General features: G+C 45.5%; 13 protein-coding genes. 4 read left to right on the plus strand and 9 right to left on the minus strand.

From position 1 onward, the window contains the following. Positions 1 to 127: 127 nt before the first annotated feature. The gene (locus AK965_RS00005; RefSeq protein WP_099077672.1) at positions 128 to 1,132 is read left to right on the plus strand and encodes a metal-dependent hydrolase; all 1,005 of its coding nucleotides are present in this window, start codon (positions 128 to 130) and stop codon (positions 1,130 to 1,132) included. Positions 1,133 to 1,176: 44 nt separating this feature from the next. Further along, positions 1,177 to 1,863, plus strand: coding sequence for a glutathione S-transferase (locus AK965_RS00010; protein ID WP_099077673.1), 687 nt, complete (start codon positions 1,177 to 1,179; stop codon positions 1,861 to 1,863). Positions 1,864 to 1,949: 86 nt separating this feature from the next. On the opposite strand, the gene AK965_RS00015 is transcribed toward AK965_RS00010, so the two are convergent. The 4 genes from AK965_RS00015 to AK965_RS00030 all read right to left on the minus strand — a co-directional run bounded on the left by AK965_RS00015 (position 1,950) and on the right by AK965_RS00030 (position 7,825). After that, a complete protein-coding gene (locus AK965_RS00015) occupies positions 1,950 to 3,710 on the minus strand; it encodes an ABC transporter ATP-binding protein/permease (RefSeq protein WP_099077674.1) in 1,761 nt (586 codons plus the stop codon). Positions 3,711 to 3,956: 246 nt separating this feature from the next. Next, entirely contained in the window at positions 3,957 to 5,216 is a 1,260-nt protein-coding gene (locus AK965_RS00020) for an FAD-dependent oxidoreductase (RefSeq protein ID WP_099077675.1), read from the minus strand. Continuing rightward, complete coding sequence (locus AK965_RS00025; RefSeq protein WP_099077676.1) at positions 5,189 to 6,805, minus strand: NAD(P)/FAD-dependent oxidoreductase; 1,617 nt, start codon at positions 6,803 to 6,805, stop codon at positions 5,189 to 5,191. Before AK965_RS00025 ends, AK965_RS00020 begins: the two co-directional genes overlap by 28 nt. 405 nt (positions 6,806 to 7,210) lie before the next feature. Then, complete coding sequence (locus AK965_RS00030; RefSeq protein ID WP_099077677.1) at positions 7,211 to 7,825, minus strand: PolC-type DNA polymerase III; 615 nt, start codon at positions 7,823 to 7,825, stop codon at positions 7,211 to 7,213. 358 nt (positions 7,826 to 8,183) lie between these two features. Here AK965_RS00030 and AK965_RS00035 point away from each other — a divergent pair, with 358 nt between their 5' ends. Both AK965_RS00035 and AK965_RS00040 read left to right on the plus strand, forming a co-directional pair. After that, positions 8,184 to 8,444, plus strand: coding sequence for a DUF5062 family protein (locus AK965_RS00035; RefSeq protein ID WP_099077678.1), 261 nt, complete (start codon positions 8,184 to 8,186; stop codon positions 8,442 to 8,444). A 209-nt stretch (positions 8,445 to 8,653) separates the two neighbouring features. Continuing rightward, positions 8,654 to 9,148: a YcxB family protein gene (locus tag AK965_RS00040; RefSeq protein WP_099077679.1), complete on the plus strand. Its 495-nt coding sequence runs from the start codon at positions 8,654 to 8,656 to the stop codon at positions 9,146 to 9,148. A gap of 671 nt (positions 9,149 to 9,819) precedes the next feature. On the opposite strand, the gene folM is transcribed toward AK965_RS00040, so the two are convergent. The 5 genes from folM to gcvP all read right to left on the minus strand — a co-directional run bounded on the left by folM (position 9,820) and on the right by gcvP (position 15,530). Continuing rightward, positions 9,820 to 10,536 (minus strand): dihydromonapterin reductase, encoded by a 717-nt coding sequence (gene folM / locus AK965_RS00045; RefSeq protein WP_099077680.1) that lies wholly within the window; start codon positions 10,534 to 10,536, stop codon positions 9,820 to 9,822. Then, positions 10,533 to 11,171 (minus strand): GTP cyclohydrolase I FolE, encoded by a 639-nt coding sequence (folE, locus tag AK965_RS00050; protein ID WP_099077681.1) that lies wholly within the window; start codon positions 11,169 to 11,171, stop codon positions 10,533 to 10,535. The genes folM and folE overlap by 4 nt, the downstream gene beginning before the upstream one ends. Next, positions 11,165 to 11,560 carry a dihydroneopterin triphosphate 2'-epimerase gene (gene folX / locus AK965_RS00055; RefSeq protein WP_099077682.1) on the minus strand — a complete coding sequence of 132 codons (396 nt, stop codon included), beginning with the start codon at positions 11,558 to 11,560 and terminating at the stop codon, positions 11,165 to 11,167. Before folX ends, folE begins: the two co-directional genes overlap by 7 nt. Positions 11,561 to 11,602: 42 nt before the next feature. Next, positions 11,603 to 12,118 (minus strand): 2-amino-4-hydroxy-6-hydroxymethyldihydropteridine diphosphokinase, encoded by a 516-nt coding sequence (gene folK, locus AK965_RS00060; RefSeq protein WP_099077683.1) that lies wholly within the window; start codon positions 12,116 to 12,118, stop codon positions 11,603 to 11,605. Between the two features lie 547 nt (positions 12,119 to 12,665). Further along, on the minus strand, positions 12,666 to 15,530 hold the full coding sequence (gene gcvP / locus AK965_RS00065) for an aminomethyl-transferring glycine dehydrogenase (RefSeq protein WP_099077684.1): 2,865 nt from the start codon (positions 15,528 to 15,530) through the stop codon (positions 12,666 to 12,668). Positions 15,531 to 15,580: the final 50 nt, after the last annotated feature.

The raw sequence follows: 15,580 nt of genomic DNA on the forward strand, positions 1-15,580 counted from the left end.
CCTGATTGATCATAATCCGCCGCTTTGTCCATTTACGAACGGATAGTTTGCCTCAGGTGGGTCAATTTTAAATCGGTGTTAGTGGGTCATTTTTACATCGGCGCTGACACCTTGGCGTGAGTAAGTTATGGATCCATTAACGCAGGGTTTACTGGGTGCATCGTTACCACAGTCGGCAAGTAAAAGGGGACAGTTGGTTATCGCTGGCGTTTTAGGATTGTTTGCTGGAATGGCTCCGGATTTAGATGTACTTATCCGTTCATCGAGTGACCCATTGTTAGTGTTGGAGTATCACCGACAGTTTACTCATTCACTGTTGTTTATTCCCATTGGTAGCTTAATTTGCACTTTGGTTTTACATCCGTTATTTGCAAAAAGGCGTGGACTCACGTTTAAACAAAGTTGGTTTTATTGCACGTTAGGCTATGGCACTCACGCGCTGCTGGATGCTTGCACCAGTTATGGCACCCAACTATTTTGGCCGCTAAGCAACCTACGTTATGCATGGAATACCGTCTCGGTTATCGATCCTGCATTTACATTGCCCATATTGATACTCGTTTCTTTTGCAACATTGAAGCGAAACCCTTGGTATGCTCGTATCGCTTTTCTTTGGGCTCTGGTTTACCTAACGTTAGGGATGATTCAGCGAGACAAAGCTGAAGTCGCAGGATGGGAGTTAGCGCAAGAAAGGCAGCATACACCGATACGGCTGGCGGCAAAACCTACGTTTGCCAACATATTGGTTTGGAAAATCGTGTATGAAACGGAAGGGCACTACCACATCGATGCAGTAAGGGTAGGAGCGACAGTCAAATCCTATCCTGGAGAATCCGTTGCCAAGCTAGACGTCAATAGAGACTTCCCGTGGCTTGACCCAAAATCACAACAAGCCAAAGACATCGAACGCTTTCGATGGTTTTCTAATGGCTATGTTGCGCAAGATCCTAGCGATAAACTGCGGATCATTGATGTACGTTATTCAGTCGTACCAAATGAGGTCAATGCGCTATGGAGCATTCAGTTATCACCAATCGCAACGGCCCATGCACACGCCGAATACAAAACGCATCGTGATAATAGCTCAGAATCACGAGAAGCTTTTCTCGGTATGCTCACCGACTTTGATTGATGTGGGTGTTAAATTGAGAGATGCAACTGTTGACGGAGCCCCATATGGAGAACAACTCGGCCCCCATTCTCTATTCACTGCACAATTGCCCTTATGCCATTCGCGCTCGGTTTGCTCTGCTTAAGGCGCATCAGAGCGTACTCATTCGGTCAATCAAGCTCGATAACAAACCAACAGAGATGTTAGAAGCATCACCAAAGGGGAGTGTGCCCGTTTTAGTCATGCCCAAATCCACATTAGGGAATAGAAATACACCAAAAGCAACTGAGGTGTTGGAAGAAAGTCTAGATATCATGATTTGGGCGCTTTCTCAAAACGATCCGGATGGCTTGTTACAAGGTGATAATCCAAAAGCCTTGCCTATAATGCGCTCTATAATCGAAGACTTCGAACGAACTTTCATCCCGGCACTCAATATCTTTGGGTGTGCTAAACGCTACCATGAAGACAATACGGATGAATTACGTAAAGCGTGTGAAATCGAACTTGCCAAGCTTGAAGCGCGTTTAACTGAGCATTCATTTCTGTTCTCGGATCAAGAGAGTTTAGTCGATATCGCACTACTGCCATTTCTACGTAAATATGCTCGCATTGATAAGCAGTGGTTTCGTCAAAGCCCATACGTGAAGTTAAAAGTTTGGCTGAATGGTTACATACAAAGTCCGCAGTTTTCCAGAGTTATGAAAAATTATGAGCTATGGGAGGGCAGAAATAAAGATGAGTATTTTTAATGCGTTATATATAAACTTAGAACGAAGGCGAACAATTGGTTTCGCCTTTTTAAATTTGGATTGTTTATAGCGAGCTTAAGCAAGTGTTAATCTAAATGTTTAAATTGCAACGCGACCAATCGCTGATACAACTCACAGCTTTGCATCAATGATTGGTGATTGCCGATATCAATCAGCTCGCCACCGTCTAATACCGCAATCTTATCCGCATGTTGGATGGTGGATAGGCGATGTGCAATGATCAAGGTCGTACGGTCTTCCATTAACGCCTCAAGCGCTTGCTGGACATGGTGTTCACTTTCACTGTCGAGTGCGCTGGTGGCTTCATCAAGCAATAAGATTTTCGGATCTTTAAGAATCGCACGAGCAATGGCAATTCTCTGCTTTTGGCCGCCAGACAGTCTTACGCCGCGCTCACCTAAAAAGCTACGATAGCCATCAGGCAGTTTCTCGATAAATTCATGCGCATGGGCTTTCTTTGCCGCTTCAATCACTTGCTCGTCTGTGGCGTCTGGGTTGCCGTAGCGAATGTTGTGGAACACATCGTGGCTAAACAACGCTGGTTGCTGAGGTACCAACGCCATTTGACGGCGAAGATCGTTTGGATCGAACTGTCGAATGTCTTCTCCTCCAAATAGCACTTGCCCTTGCTGCGGGTCGTAAAAACGTTGCAGTAACTCGAATAGTGTCGTTTTACCCGCACCAGAAGGGCCAACCAACGCCAACACCTTGCCTTGTTCTGCCGTCAGGTTTAACCCCTTGATAGCAGGTTGGTCAGGGCGAGAAGGATAGTTAAAGTTCACTGAGTGAAATCTCACTTCAGCAGGCATATCTTCGCTGATTGGCAAGTGGTTGATTGGCGCGCTGATATCGCTCTCCACTTGTAGAATTTCAATCAATCTCTCGGTTGCGCCTGCGGCTCGTTGCAGTTCGCCTAACACTTCTGAAATGGTTGCGGTAGAAGAGGCCACCATAATGGCGTAAAACACAAATGCGGCTAGATCACCCGCCGACATCTTGCCATTAATTACGTCACTACCGCCAACCCAAAGCATGCCAGCAATGGCACTGAACACAATCACAATAACGCCAGAGATCAGAATCGCGCGCTGCTTTACTCGTTGTCTACCTACCTCGTAGGCTCTTTCTACTTCAACGGCAAAGGCGGCTCTCTCATGTTGTTCTGAGCTAAAGCTTTGCACCGTTTTGATATGTTCTATCGCTTCACCCGCATAACTGCCGACATTGGCCATGGAGTCTTGACTTTGGCGCGATAGGGCACGTACTCGTCGTCCGTAAACCAAAATAGGAACCAACACGAATGGCACGGAAGCAAGCACAATCAACGTGAGCTTAAAGTTGGTCGCAAACAACATAATGATCGCGCCAAAACACATTAAGGCGCTGCGCATCGCCATAGAGAACGACGAGCCAATAATGCTTTGTAGCAACGTGGTATCCGTGGTGAGGCGCGACATAATATCGCCGCTGCTGTTGGTCTCAAAGTAGCTAGGGTGCAGTGTGATCACATGGTTAAACACCGCAAGGCGAATATCGGCGCTTACGCGTTCACCCACCGATGAAACAAGATAGAAACGGAAGAACGTACCTACCGCAATACACAGCGTGACACCCACAATAAACTGAATCGCATTAGTGAGCTCTTGCAATGATTGCTGAGCAAATCCTTGGTCAATCAGAATGCGTACGCCATAGCCAACCGATAAGGTGAGACTTGCCGTCGCAACCAGTGCTACTAAGGCAGCGGAAACCCGCCATTTATAGGGTGACACAAAGGCGCTGAGTTTAAGGAGAATACCGAGGTTCTTTTTATTTTTACTGCCCATGAGTGGCTCACAAAGCTTTGTAGGTACTTGGCATAGTATGCGACTTTGGAGAGTTAGACCAGTGAGCACCCACGATTAAGTGATGGGATGAGTTACTTTGGCTTGTATACATTGTTAACGATTTTTAATTTAGAATCCCTAGATCTTCAAATCGTTGCCTCGTCTACAAGCAACGCATTCTCGATGAACTTAGCATCTCGAGGTTACTTGGGGATAAGGCTTGATTGGCCATTAAGAACCGTTCAATTAAAAATATCGGTGTACGATATAGTCAGCATATTCGCTCGTAAATCCCACGCAGCTAAAATTGAGTATTTCGCCAGCATAGTAGGTGTGCTGATTTCCTTGCATCTTATCGAGTTTGTCATAAAACCCGTCGTTCATTTCAGCGGAATCGACATGAGGGAAGTATTTCCAATGAATAAATTGATGAATAGACTCTATCTCCCCGCCCATTTGGCGAACAAACGTTCTTAGGTTATCAGTGACATCTTTTTCGCTGATGTTTTTATCGGTTAGAACATAAAAAGAATAGATTGGCTGTCCGGCTTGTCTGTAATACCAGAAAACGGGATGACCCTCTCGCTCCCGAATGAAGTTCTCAGGTACGTAGCCTGTCTTTTCAACGAAATGGTTCACCGTGCAAAGAATGGTTTGATAATCAAGATACATGATTTTTTCGAATAGCATCTGCTCTTGATCACTCAAGTCCATAAATAACGCCGTCTCATCCAATGGTGAGGTAACGATAAGCTTATCGAACTCTTCTGCACCTGCCTGCGAATGAATGGTGATGACATCGCCTCGGTTGATTTGGGTAATCTCAGCCTCAAATCGGACATCATGCTCTTTTGCGACTCGTGTCCATAGCTCCTGGATACCATCGGGAAAGAGATAAACTTGGCTTTTTAAGTAAGCTACGATGGTCTTCCTGTTGACATATTTCAATACATAAGCCGTTGGCACATGATCGGAGTAGCAATAGCCGAACCCGGAAAGAAACAGACTGAAGATGTTGGCCAAGTCAGTCATTTTTTTCTCTTTGGCAAATTGGTCGAACGGCACAGTAATCTCCGGGGAAAGATTGTGAAACCCGGGTGATTCCAGCGCTCTGTATTGCTTGAGAATACGCCGGTAACGGAAAAACAGTTGCCAGAGCACTTTGAGCTTGAACGTCAGTGACTGTGTCGCGATTTGTTGGCCGTTTTTGTCGACATAAATACTTTGGCCGAAACGAACCTGCTCGATGGGGATCCCATATTGTTTGGCTAGCTGGAGCGGTACGGTGTTATTCTCCGTGACAATACCCGCCCCGAGTTCGTAGGTTTTTGAGCCGAGCTCGACACTCAGGCACTTTCCGCCAGCGTGATCGGTACGCTCGAAGACCGTGATGTGTTTATAGCCTTTTTGCTTCAGGGCTTCTGCAGCACTGAGCCCCGCCGCACCCGCACCAAGGATGGCAATACGCTGATTGAGATCTATCTTATTGTTTTGTGGACTGTCCATAGAAGGTTTTTCTTTAAAATTGTCGACGCGCACAGCAACCCTGCCATGGTGCCCCCCGCGATACTTGCTGTCATGACATCCTGCCCCGAAAGAAATAGTCCAGATATCGGTGTTTGAACGCGCAGGAACTTTTGCCTAAAGCGCTGCGGTGAATGGGCAATACCATAGATCTCTCCTTGCTCGTGGTACGAGAAATGACGCGTACTGAGTGGGGTAGAGACTTCGTAATAATCGACCTTGCCCTCAAGCTGCGGTGCCACGCGGTAGAGCTGCTTCAACATTTGCTGCGCTAATCGTTCTTTAAGTGCGTTATATTCTTCGCCACGGTTATGCCATTTGGTCGCTTCCCATTGTTTAAACCAGTTATAGGGCACCAAAATCACAACTTCAGCGGTGCTTTTTCCGGGATGAGTTTGTTCTGCTGATGGGTCTTTTGCCCAAGGGAATGAGACAAAAGATACTGGAAGCGTGGAGGCAAAATCCTTGTATTCGGCTCGCCCTTGATCATGATTGTACTGCTGCGGGAAAATCCAGTAATTGCATTTGGGTAAATTTAACGTTGAAGAGGACTCTTTGATACCAATATATAATCCGACATGCGCCGTTGAAGGTTCTAACTTGTCAATAAGCTTGTCTAACTGATGCTTCTGACACACCTCTTTGGGCAATAAATGCGAATAGGTGTTCACAATACCAGTGGCGCTAACAATCGTCGTGGCGTAAAACCTTTCCCCGTCATTCATACGCACGCCAACAGCTCTATTGTTCTCGATGATAATTTCACGCACGTCGGCCTGTGTTAAGGCCACACCTCCCGATTGCTCAATAATCGGAACGATGCACTCGGCAAGTTTCGATGCTCCGCCTACTGGATAAGCGGCCCCTTCGATATAGTGATTAGCAAGCAATGCATGCATGTAAAAACTGCTTTTTGACGGTTCTAAACCATAATCGCCATATTGACAGGTCAATACCCCAATCAGTTTGGGATTGTCGGTAATCCCACTTAATACTTCTAATGTGGTTTTGTCGGAGAATTTGAGCGTGCCGCGACGAAGAAAATCGCCAAAGAGATTTGACAGAAATGGAGGGAGGGTTTTTTCAATGTAATAACCGCTACCGAGTTTTTGTGCCTCATCGAGTAAAGAGAAGTACGTATCGATTGAGGCTTTATCCTGTTCTTCTGGGAAGTATTGCTTTAGCTTGCTCTTAAGGTTCTCTCGTCCTCTAGGGAACTGGAATTCATCTTTGCCAAAGACCGCTCGGTCATAAATGTCATCAAGGGGAGCCCATTTGAGCGTGTCTTTCGAAATATAGCGAAAGACCTTGTTTAATGTCGTTCCCTCGATATGAACTTGGCCCACATAGTGCAGACCCACATCCCAGGAATATCCCTTGCGGCCAAACGTATGGGTATATCCCCCGAGTACGTTGTGTTGCTCTAACAGAAGGACGCGTTTTCCTGTCTGGGCTAAAAAGGAGGCTGCACTCATGCCTCCGGTTCCTGAGCCAATGATAATAATATCAAAGGTGCGAGCGTCTCTAGTTTGAGCTGATTTAATGTAGTTTTTGTATCCCTTGCCAATCATATTGCGCACCTTTCGGTTAAGGTTGCATTATTATCAAAGTGCCTAGGGGCTAGGCAATTTCATCAATCAATACTAATAACGAAAAAGACATCCGTTCTAATAATAGCAGTAAAATTAGGAGGCTAGCGCAAAAATTGTAGTCAGCGAGCAATTCAAGAAAAAAATGCCAAGTCACCCCCAATGAGTGGCGAAAAACCGTTAAATACTAAGTGATACCAATTGAAGTACATAACTGCTCACCCTAGATTGCTGGAACGCGAATTCTGATCATGTACTTGCTGCGATAGGTATGAATGCTCTAAAACGGTGACTCCCCAAAAGCACCTTGAAATTCACATTAACGCCTGAGAAGGTAACTCAAACGCCCTCTAATGCTTACTAGAGAAGCGTTTGAGTGGGAATGAATTAAGCGAGGTGTTTAGCGAGTAGCAGATCTACTTTGCCTTTTGCTGTTTTGCTAATGGTCTGCATAAACTGAAAACTTGGCTTGGCGATGCCTGATTGCTCTAAGCCTTCTATCATTTTCAGCCAAAGGTTGGCGGTCATTTGGGCATCGGCTAAAGCGCGGTGAAAAACACCGTCATTGACGATGTTTTTGTAACGAATAAGCTCCCCCAGTTTGTGCGATGGCGCATCTTGGATCAATCGTCTTGCCACCAGCAAGGAGCAAGCGAACTCGCCGGAATAACCAGAGTGGATTCTCTCAAGCTCGGCATCTAAAAATCGTTTATCGAACGATGCATTGTGAGCGATAAGGTTCTCCCCGGCAATGAATTCACTAAACGATGCCATTACTTCATCACAACCGGGTGCAGTGCGTAACATGTTATTGGTGATACCCGTGTAATTTTCAATGAATGAGCTTACTCTGAAGCCAGGATTCATCAACTGCTGAAAACTATCGATAACCTCACCATCGACTAATTTCACCGCACCAATTTCAATGGCACGATCGCCCATATTAGGAGAGAGGCCAGTGGTTTCAAAGTCGAGTACGACCACGGAATTTGCTTGAGGCATGACGTTTTCCAATCAATCAAGAATGTGCAGAGTATCATCGAAAGCGATAGAAAAAGAAAGCTCACGGCGCACTCTTGAGGAGTCAACACCGCACTACTCAAGGCGGTCATTCAAGCGAGTCCAAGCGAAACTAGGAATCTCACACAGCGCGCTTCTAAGCTATCGATAAAAACTGTGTCCGGTATTTGATGACCGTTGCAACTTAACGCGTTCTTCCCGATAGATAAGTTGATTGATTCGGGCGTTTTAATCGCTTACTGAATAATGTGGCGAAATCTTATCAATATGAGAGCTTAATAACACGCCGTTGGCGACACTTAATGTATGCTTAGTCCAAGCGAAGAAGAGGATTCTATTAATGGCAAAAAGCGCCAAGCTTCACAATGAAGACAAACTGGTTAAAAAGGCACTAGAGATTGGCGGGAAGATGGCGAAGTTGCAAGGCTTTGATCTTCCTCAGTCACCACAACCTGTTAGAGTAAAAGCGATTTACCTATTCTTGGTCGATGCCAAGCAGATCACGCCATTACCTGATAACAAGCTCGACGGCGCAAACATCAAACACAGACTGGCTCTTTGGATTCATAGTGCGTTGCCAGACAATGACCCACTAAAATAAAATCATGATGAGTGGTGACAAGGCGAATCGAATGGTTCGCCTTGTTTGCTCTTGGCAAGTTCAACACGGTCTTCTAGCGCTTTCGGTATTATTGACTTACAAAACAGAATCAAAATAGCTAAAGATTAGTCTCGAGAAGCGCTACAATGCTCGTATTGCAATAGCATAACCAAGAATTCTCATTCACAGAAAACTTAAAGTAACCCTACATGTCTAAAGATTTCGAATTCACCACAGAATACACACTCGACAAGCCTTTCTTTGCGGAGTGTTATGATCAAACTAGTCAGCCACCTAAGTTCCCACAAGCTTATCTGAAAGGGATCCTCTTTCTTATCTTCGGTGTGGTGTTATTGGAATTTGAGCTGCTACCTAACGGTTACGTCGGTTGGTTCTTTATCGTATTGAGTGTTATTGAAGCGTTCAGTGTTTATTTTAAGCGAACTTGGTGGTTATGGCGACAAACCATCAGCTCAAACCGCGGCAAAAAAGTGGTGTTTCAAGTGAACGAGAACGGTGTGAATTACAAAAGCGGTAAAATCGATCGCAGCATTGCTTGGAAAGAAATCGACCAACTAGAACAAACCGATTTGGGCCTTATCCTCCATCTGGGTAAGCAACGTCAATACGTCAGTAAATCTTGCTTAAATGAAGAAGTGATCGGGTTCATGTTAGAGCAGCACGCGGCATCAAAAGCTAATTAACCTTATCGCGCGCAATGGGGCTTTACCCAAAACCGAGTTTTGTGCAAGGCGAGTTATTTGGGTCGCCTTGTTTGATCTATTCTCGGGTATTCTAGCGAGTCTAAGCGAGGCAAGGAATATCAGAAAACGCGCTTCCAAGCTAATAGGCAAACTGAGCCACACAGTATGTGGTTAGTAGATTTTCAATCATGCTCGTTCCCTTGCGGTTCAGAATAACGAGATCCAAACAACTGACTAACGATGCTTGTACTTTCAACTCATATTTGCCCCTTTTCAAGCTTGCGCAACAGAACACTGATAATCCCTGTCAGAAAATAACCCGACTTGTGCTAATGGCAGACTACGCACATCGATGCTCGCTTTCTCCCATTCTCGCGCAAAATCGGCATTTCTAACCACCAAATTCCACCTGCATTGTTATGCGGTATCATTGATAAACAATATCATTGAAAGGCATAAATCGCAGTTGGATATATATGGATGCCCATGTGATTGCAAGAACTGATTCGGTTCGCTGACATATATCCGATGTCCCTATGAGCTTTTACTGCTCGCGCCATGATGTAATCTGCTCTCTGCTTCCTATACATTTCCACGGCATCAGTAAAGCCTTGTCCAGAATTAGGTTTTCGCAGAGATGTTGACCGTAAGCTTAAAATACAAGGACTTCTTCACTTCAAATGTCTGCCGCCATCAAGGTGCAAAGTTCTTCCTGTCATGTAGTGACTAGCCAAAACAAACTTGATGCCATCTATCACTTCCTCAAAGCCCGCCTCTTTGGGGATCAGTGCTTTTTGCAGAGCTTTGGACTTGTACGTCTCGTCGTCATGTTCATTGAACTTAAGCATGGCTGGAGAGATAGTATTGACTTTCACCTTTGGAGCCAGCATCGCTGAGAACGAAAGCGTCAGGTTGTTGAGTGCGGCTTTGCTTGCAGCGTAAGCGATGTGTTTCTTACTGCCTTTTTCCACAACGTAATCACTGATGTGAATAATGTCCGAAGTTTTATCGCCAGACATCAGATTGTCTTTGAGTGTTAAATTGACCAGATAAGGCACGGTAGCGTGAAGCGTCATCATCTGGCTCATGATTTGTGATGCGTTCTCAATGGGATTATTCTTGTTCTCCGACTTCCAGTCGGATGCATTATGTATGATGGCTCGAAGTGTTTTATATTCTTGACCAACGTAATGAAGAAAGCCCTCTAGGCTACCTTGTTGATAAAAGTCTACCTGTTGCAAGTCTGCCCCATTGTCGCGCAATAGTTGCAGTTGAGGATAGCAGCTTCTGTAGGTACCAACGACATTGTAACCGTCCGATAACAGTTGCTGCGCCAGTGCGAAGCCTAGTCGCTTTCCCACACCAGTTACTAGAATCGTTTCATTCATCGTAAAAACTCAGCTCTAGTTTGAGGATTAGTTTTGAAAATACCACCGAGAGCGGTTGTTGAGGTTTCTGAGTTTGCATCCATGACGCCTCTGGATTTAACGCAATAGTGAGTTGCTTTTATAGTTACGGCAACATTTTCTGTTTCAACTAGAGTCTGTATCGCGACCAGAATTTGCTGAGTAAGGCGTTCTTGGACCTGAGGGCGCTGAGCGAAGAATCGAACAATACGGTTTATTTTAGACAGCCCGAGAATCTTGGATTCAGGGATATAGGCAACTTGTGCTAAACCATCGATGGTGATGAAGTGATGTTCGCACGTCGATGTTAAATCTATGTCTGATACCTTAACCATTTCATTAAGAGACATTTTGTTGTCTATCACAGTGATTTTTGGAAAGTTATTGTAATCGAGCCCTGAAAATATCTCATGAACGTACATTTTTGCAATGCGGTGAGGTGTTTCAGCGAGACTGTCATCGGTTAAATCCAGTCCAAGAGTACTGACAACTTCAGTTAAAAGTCCTTTGATGCGGCTGTACTTCTCATCATTGTCCATTTTGCTTGGTGTCATCGGTGTTTCTAGTCCTCTTGCGAGCAAAGCTTCTCTTACTTTTTCAGCTTCAGTGGTTAGCATTTATTCGCTCCTTTTGAATTATTGTCGTGGTCTGCCTCATAGCTCAGGGTGAGCGAGACGGAGTCGGCAAAACGTAAAGCATGAGGTTTATCAATTCTAACTTGAGCGTATCGTATCCATGGATGATCTATACAAATGCTGAGTACGTCGCTGGTTAACTTTTCTAAAAGCAAAAATCTTCCGGATTCGACATGTTGAATAATTTTTTTGCAGATGTTTTTGTAGTTAAGTGCATGGTCCACATCGTCTGCGAGACAAAGGTTGTTCGCGGGGTAATGGATTTCTGCATTTATAATGATGTCTTGCTGCTTAGTTTTCTCTTCTTCGTTGAAACCTATAAAAGTTCTTAGTCTGAGATTTGTAATGGTAATAATGGCGTTGTGATTCATAGCAGTTTCCGATCCTTAGAAGTAAATGTCAGTCGTTCTTTCTTACGGCAGTTGCAAGGACTCAGTGAAACTGAGCTTAAAAGGGATAAGTTCGGTTTTCTGACTCAACTGATCGAAGTTATTCCAGATGTGCTGAAAAGAGATGTTTAGAGTGGGGTGAAGTTCTTGCGCGGCAACATCGACTAAAGGTCGAAGCACAAAAGCGTACTCGGTGATTTCGCATCTAGGCAGCTCGACTCCGTCGATAATGCCCACTTGATTACCATAAAGAAGGATATCGATATCTAGAGTACGTGAAGCATACGCTTTCGTCTCACGCTTGCGATCATTCTCTAATTCGATTTGATGTAAAACCTTAGCCAGTTGTGCGACAGGGAGGTCACATTCGAATCCAACGACGAGGTTTAGAAAGTTATCCCCTTCGAAACCAACAGACTGGCAATCGTAGAAATTAGAAATGCGCAGAGGTGCAAAGCGATTATTTAATGCATGGATAGATTCTGTGATGTGATGTTCGCGGTTAATGTTGCTTCCAATGCTTACATAGACGGTGGCCATATTATTATCATCCCCTTTAAGCAACTTTGTTGCGTATTTCGGTGATTGCGAGCGATTATTTACGGTTGATTCCGAACACCTGAACCAATACTTTTTCTCTTTCCATATTTTACTCTAAGTGTTCAGATTGTGCCAGAATGAGCTCTTGAAATGAGATAAGATTACTAATCTTGAACGATATAATGGACATAGGTTATTTATTAACACTGAGCGTTAATGATTTTATTTTCTTGAATTTAATTTGTCAGTTGCTATTGAAGAGAGCGCTTATTTTATTAAAGACGCGTCGATACTCTTAAGTGATGAAGTTTATAATCAGGTTGTTAGCTGTGGATTAGTTTCTTTCACTGATTATGATTATGGGGTAGAACGACCTGAGTTCTTAGTACCTCAAATATGAAGTCATACGAGACTAAAAACGGCACATAGACAAAAGGCGAACCATTTGGTTCGCCTTTTGTTATTCAAGTTAGTTTCCAACTTAGTTATCGGTTTCCAACTCGGTTATCACAGTTTCCAACTTGGTTATCTGTGATCACTGCAAAAATTAATCTTCGTAGTTATTGATGTTTGGGCACGAGCAGATTAGGTTACGGTCGCCATATACGTTATCTACGCGGTTTACTGTTGGCCAGTATTTCCAAGATTTGGTTGCTTTAGAAGGGAAGCAGGCAAGCTCACGAGAGTAAGGGCGATTCCATTCTTCTTTAGCAAGGTCAACTTGAGTGTGTGGCGCATTAACAAGCGGGTTGTTATCCAGCGGCCATTCACCGTTCTTAACCATCGTCATCTCTTCACGGATTGCGATCATCGCATCACAGAAGCGGTCTAGCTCTTCTAGGTCTTCCGATTCCGTTGGCTCAACCATTAGCGTGCCTGCTACAGGGAACGACATGGTTGGTGCGTGGAAACCGTAGTCCATAAGACGCTTGGCGATGTCTTCTTCGCTGATGCCTGTTTCTTCTTTCAGTGGACGAATGTCGATAATACATTCGTGCGCGACGCGGCCATTCGTACCACGGTAAAGAACAGGGTAGTGTGGGCGCAGCGTTTCCATCACGTAGTTGGCGTTCAGAATCGCCACTTTTGTTGCGTCAGTAAGGCCTGCTTCCCCCATCATTGCGATGTAAGCCCAAGAGATAGGCAGGATAGATGCACTACCCATATCCGCTGCCGATACTGCGAAGTTTTCGCCGTCTGCACCATTTTCAATGTGGCCTGGTAGGAAAGGCGCTAGGTGTGATTTCACACCGATAGGCCCCATACCCGGACCGCCACCACCATGTGGGATACAGAAGGTTTTGTGTAGGTTTAGGTGAGAAACGTCTGAGCCGATAAAGCCCGGCGTTGTGAGACCAACCTGTGCATTCATGTTTGCGCCGTCTAGGTAAACCTGACCGCCCGCTGCATGAACCATTTCACACACTTCTTTCACTTGCTCTTCATATACGCCGTGCGTAGAAGGGTAAGTGATCATGATGCTTGATAGGTTGTCTTTGTGCTTTTCGATTTTCACTGCTAGGTCGTCGATGTCGATGTTGCCCTCGTCATCACACTTAACCACGACAACTTTCATTGACACCATAGACGCTGTCGCAGGGTTCGTACCGTGCGCAGAGCTTGGGATCAAACATACGTTGCGGTGACCTTCGCCACGGCTTTCGTGGTAGCGTTGAATCGCGATAAGACCTGCGTACTCACCCGATGCACCAGAGTTTGGTTGCAGTGAGAATGCGTCGTAGCCTGTGATTTCACATAGCTTCTCTTTAAGATCTTTTGCTAGCGCTGCGTAACCAGCGGCTTGTTCTGCTGGTGCGAATGGGTGGATCGAACCAAACTCAGGCCAAGTTACCGGAATCATCTCTGCTGCTGCGTTCAGCTTCATCGTACAGCTGCCCAGAGGGATCATGCCGTGCGTGAGCGAGAAGTCTTTGTTCTCTAGCTGTTTCAGGTAACGCATCATCTGTGTTTCGCTGTGGTGCGTATTAAACACAGGGTGAGTTAAGTATTCTGTTGTGCGGCGCAGAGCTTCTGGAATGGCTGCAAACTCGTTACCTGCGATTTCAGTTGATAGTGCTACCACGTCTTCTTTCACACCGAATACCGCGAATAGGGCTTCTACGTCTGCCACAGTTGTGGTTTCGTCGAAGCTCACACCTAGCTGAGTACCAAGCTTACGCAGGTTGATGTCTGCGGCTAGTGCTTTCGCGTATAGATCTTCGGTTTGTGAACCTGTGTTGATGGTGATGGTGTCGAAGAAGCTGTTGTGAGCAAGCTCAAAGCCGCCTTTTGTTAGGCCAGCCGCTAGGATTGCTGTCATGTGGTGCGTACGACGTGCAATAGTGCGTAGACCTTCTGCGCCGTGGTAAACCGCGTAGAAAGAAGCCATGTTGGCTAGCAGTGCTTGAGCGGTACAGATGTTTGATGTCGCTTTTTCGCGGCGGATGTGCTGCTCACGCGTTTGCATTGCCATGCGCAGTGCTTGGTTGCCGTTAGTATCGATAGAAACGCCGATAACACGACCTGGCATAGTACGCTTGTGCTTGTCACGTGTTGCCATGAAGGCTGCGTGTGGACCGCCGTACCCCATAGGCACGCCGAAACGTTGTGCAGAGCCAATTGCCACGTCTGCGCCCATTTCACCCGCAGGTTTTAGTAGGGCAGAAGCCAATAGGTCGGTCGCGATAGTTACCAGCGTTTTATTCGCTTGTGCTTTTGCGATGATATCCGTTAGGTCACGAACTTCACCCGTTGTGCCAGGATATTGAACGAGTGCGCCGAATACATCTTGCTCTGGTAGTGAGTCTAGAGAACCAACTAAGACTTCAAAACCGATGAATTTCGCACGCGTTTTTACCACTTCGATGGTTTGTGGATGAACGTCGTCAGCAACGAAGAATACGTTACTCTTGCTCTTACCCGCACGCTTACAAAGTGTCATCGCTTCTGCCGCTGCCGTTGCTTCATCCAGCAATGACGCATTCGCGATTTCCATTCCCGTTAGATCCATCACCATTTGTTGATAGTTTAGAAGGGCTTCTAGACGACCTTGTGAGATCTCTGGTTGATAAGGGGTGTAAGCGGTATACCAGCCCGGGTTTTCCATCACGTTACGTAGAATCACGTTAGGCGTGAAGGTGTTGTAGTAACCCTGACCAATGAAGGTACGTTTAACTTGGTTCTGATCAGCGAACTTGCGCATTGCAACCAGCATGTCGGCTTCGCTTTTTGCTTCTGCCAGTGTGAGTGGTTGTTCTAGGCGAATTTGCGCTGGTACGGTTTCGTCGATAAGCGCATCAAGGCTAACGGCGTTGATCGCTTCCAACATTTTCTGTTGATCAGATTTGTTTGGTCCATTGTGGCGAGCAACGAACTCGTTTTGTGTGCTGAGGCTTTGAAGTAATTCAGTCATTGTCCTTTACCTACTCCTTGGTTCGGGTATCGGAAATGGTCATCTGACAC

The organism is Vibrio sp. PID17_43 (assembly GCF_002608565.1).
Taxonomy (GTDB): Bacteria; Pseudomonadota; Gammaproteobacteria; order Enterobacterales; family Vibrionaceae; genus Vibrio.

Excerpts from the sequence above, each read along its gene's own strand:
- folM (WP_099077680.1), bottom strand. The coding sequence starts at position 10,536 with ATGAATGAAACGATTCTAGTAACTGGTGTGGGAAAGCGACTAGGCTTC.
- AK965_RS00005 (WP_099077672.1), top strand. The coding sequence starts at position 128 with ATGGATCCATTAACGCAGGGTTTACTGGGTGCATCGTTACCACAGTCG.
- AK965_RS00010 (WP_099077673.1), top strand. The coding sequence starts at position 1,177 with ATGGAGAACAACTCGGCCCCCATTCTCTATTCACTGCACAATTGCCCT.
- folX (WP_099077682.1), bottom strand. The coding sequence starts at position 11,560 with ATGAATCACAACGCCATTATTACCATTACAAATCTCAGACTAAGAACT.
- AK965_RS00035 (WP_099077678.1), top strand. The coding sequence starts at position 8,184 with ATGGCAAAAAGCGCCAAGCTTCACAATGAAGACAAACTGGTTAAAAAG.
- AK965_RS00020 (WP_099077675.1), bottom strand. The coding sequence starts at position 5,216 with ATGGACAGTCCACAAAACAATAAGATAGATCTCAATCAGCGTATTGCC.
- AK965_RS00025 (WP_099077676.1), bottom strand. The coding sequence starts at position 6,805 with ATGATTGGCAAGGGATACAAAAACTACATTAAATCAGCTCAAACTAGA.
- AK965_RS00040 (WP_099077679.1), top strand. The coding sequence starts at position 8,654 with ATGTCTAAAGATTTCGAATTCACCACAGAATACACACTCGACAAGCCT.
- AK965_RS00015 (WP_099077674.1), bottom strand. The coding sequence starts at position 3,710 with ATGGGCAGTAAAAATAAAAAGAACCTCGGTATTCTCCTTAAACTCAGC.
- gcvP (WP_099077684.1), bottom strand. The coding sequence starts at position 15,530 with ATGACTGAATTACTTCAAAGCCTCAGCACACAAAACGAGTTCGTTGCT.
- folK (WP_099077683.1), bottom strand. The coding sequence starts at position 12,118 with ATGGCCACCGTCTATGTAAGCATTGGAAGCAACATTAACCGCGAACAT.
- AK965_RS00030 (WP_099077677.1), bottom strand. The coding sequence starts at position 7,825 with ATGCCTCAAGCAAATTCCGTGGTCGTACTCGACTTTGAAACCACTGGC.
- folE (WP_099077681.1), bottom strand. The coding sequence starts at position 11,171 with ATGCTAACCACTGAAGCTGAAAAAGTAAGAGAAGCTTTGCTCGCAAGA.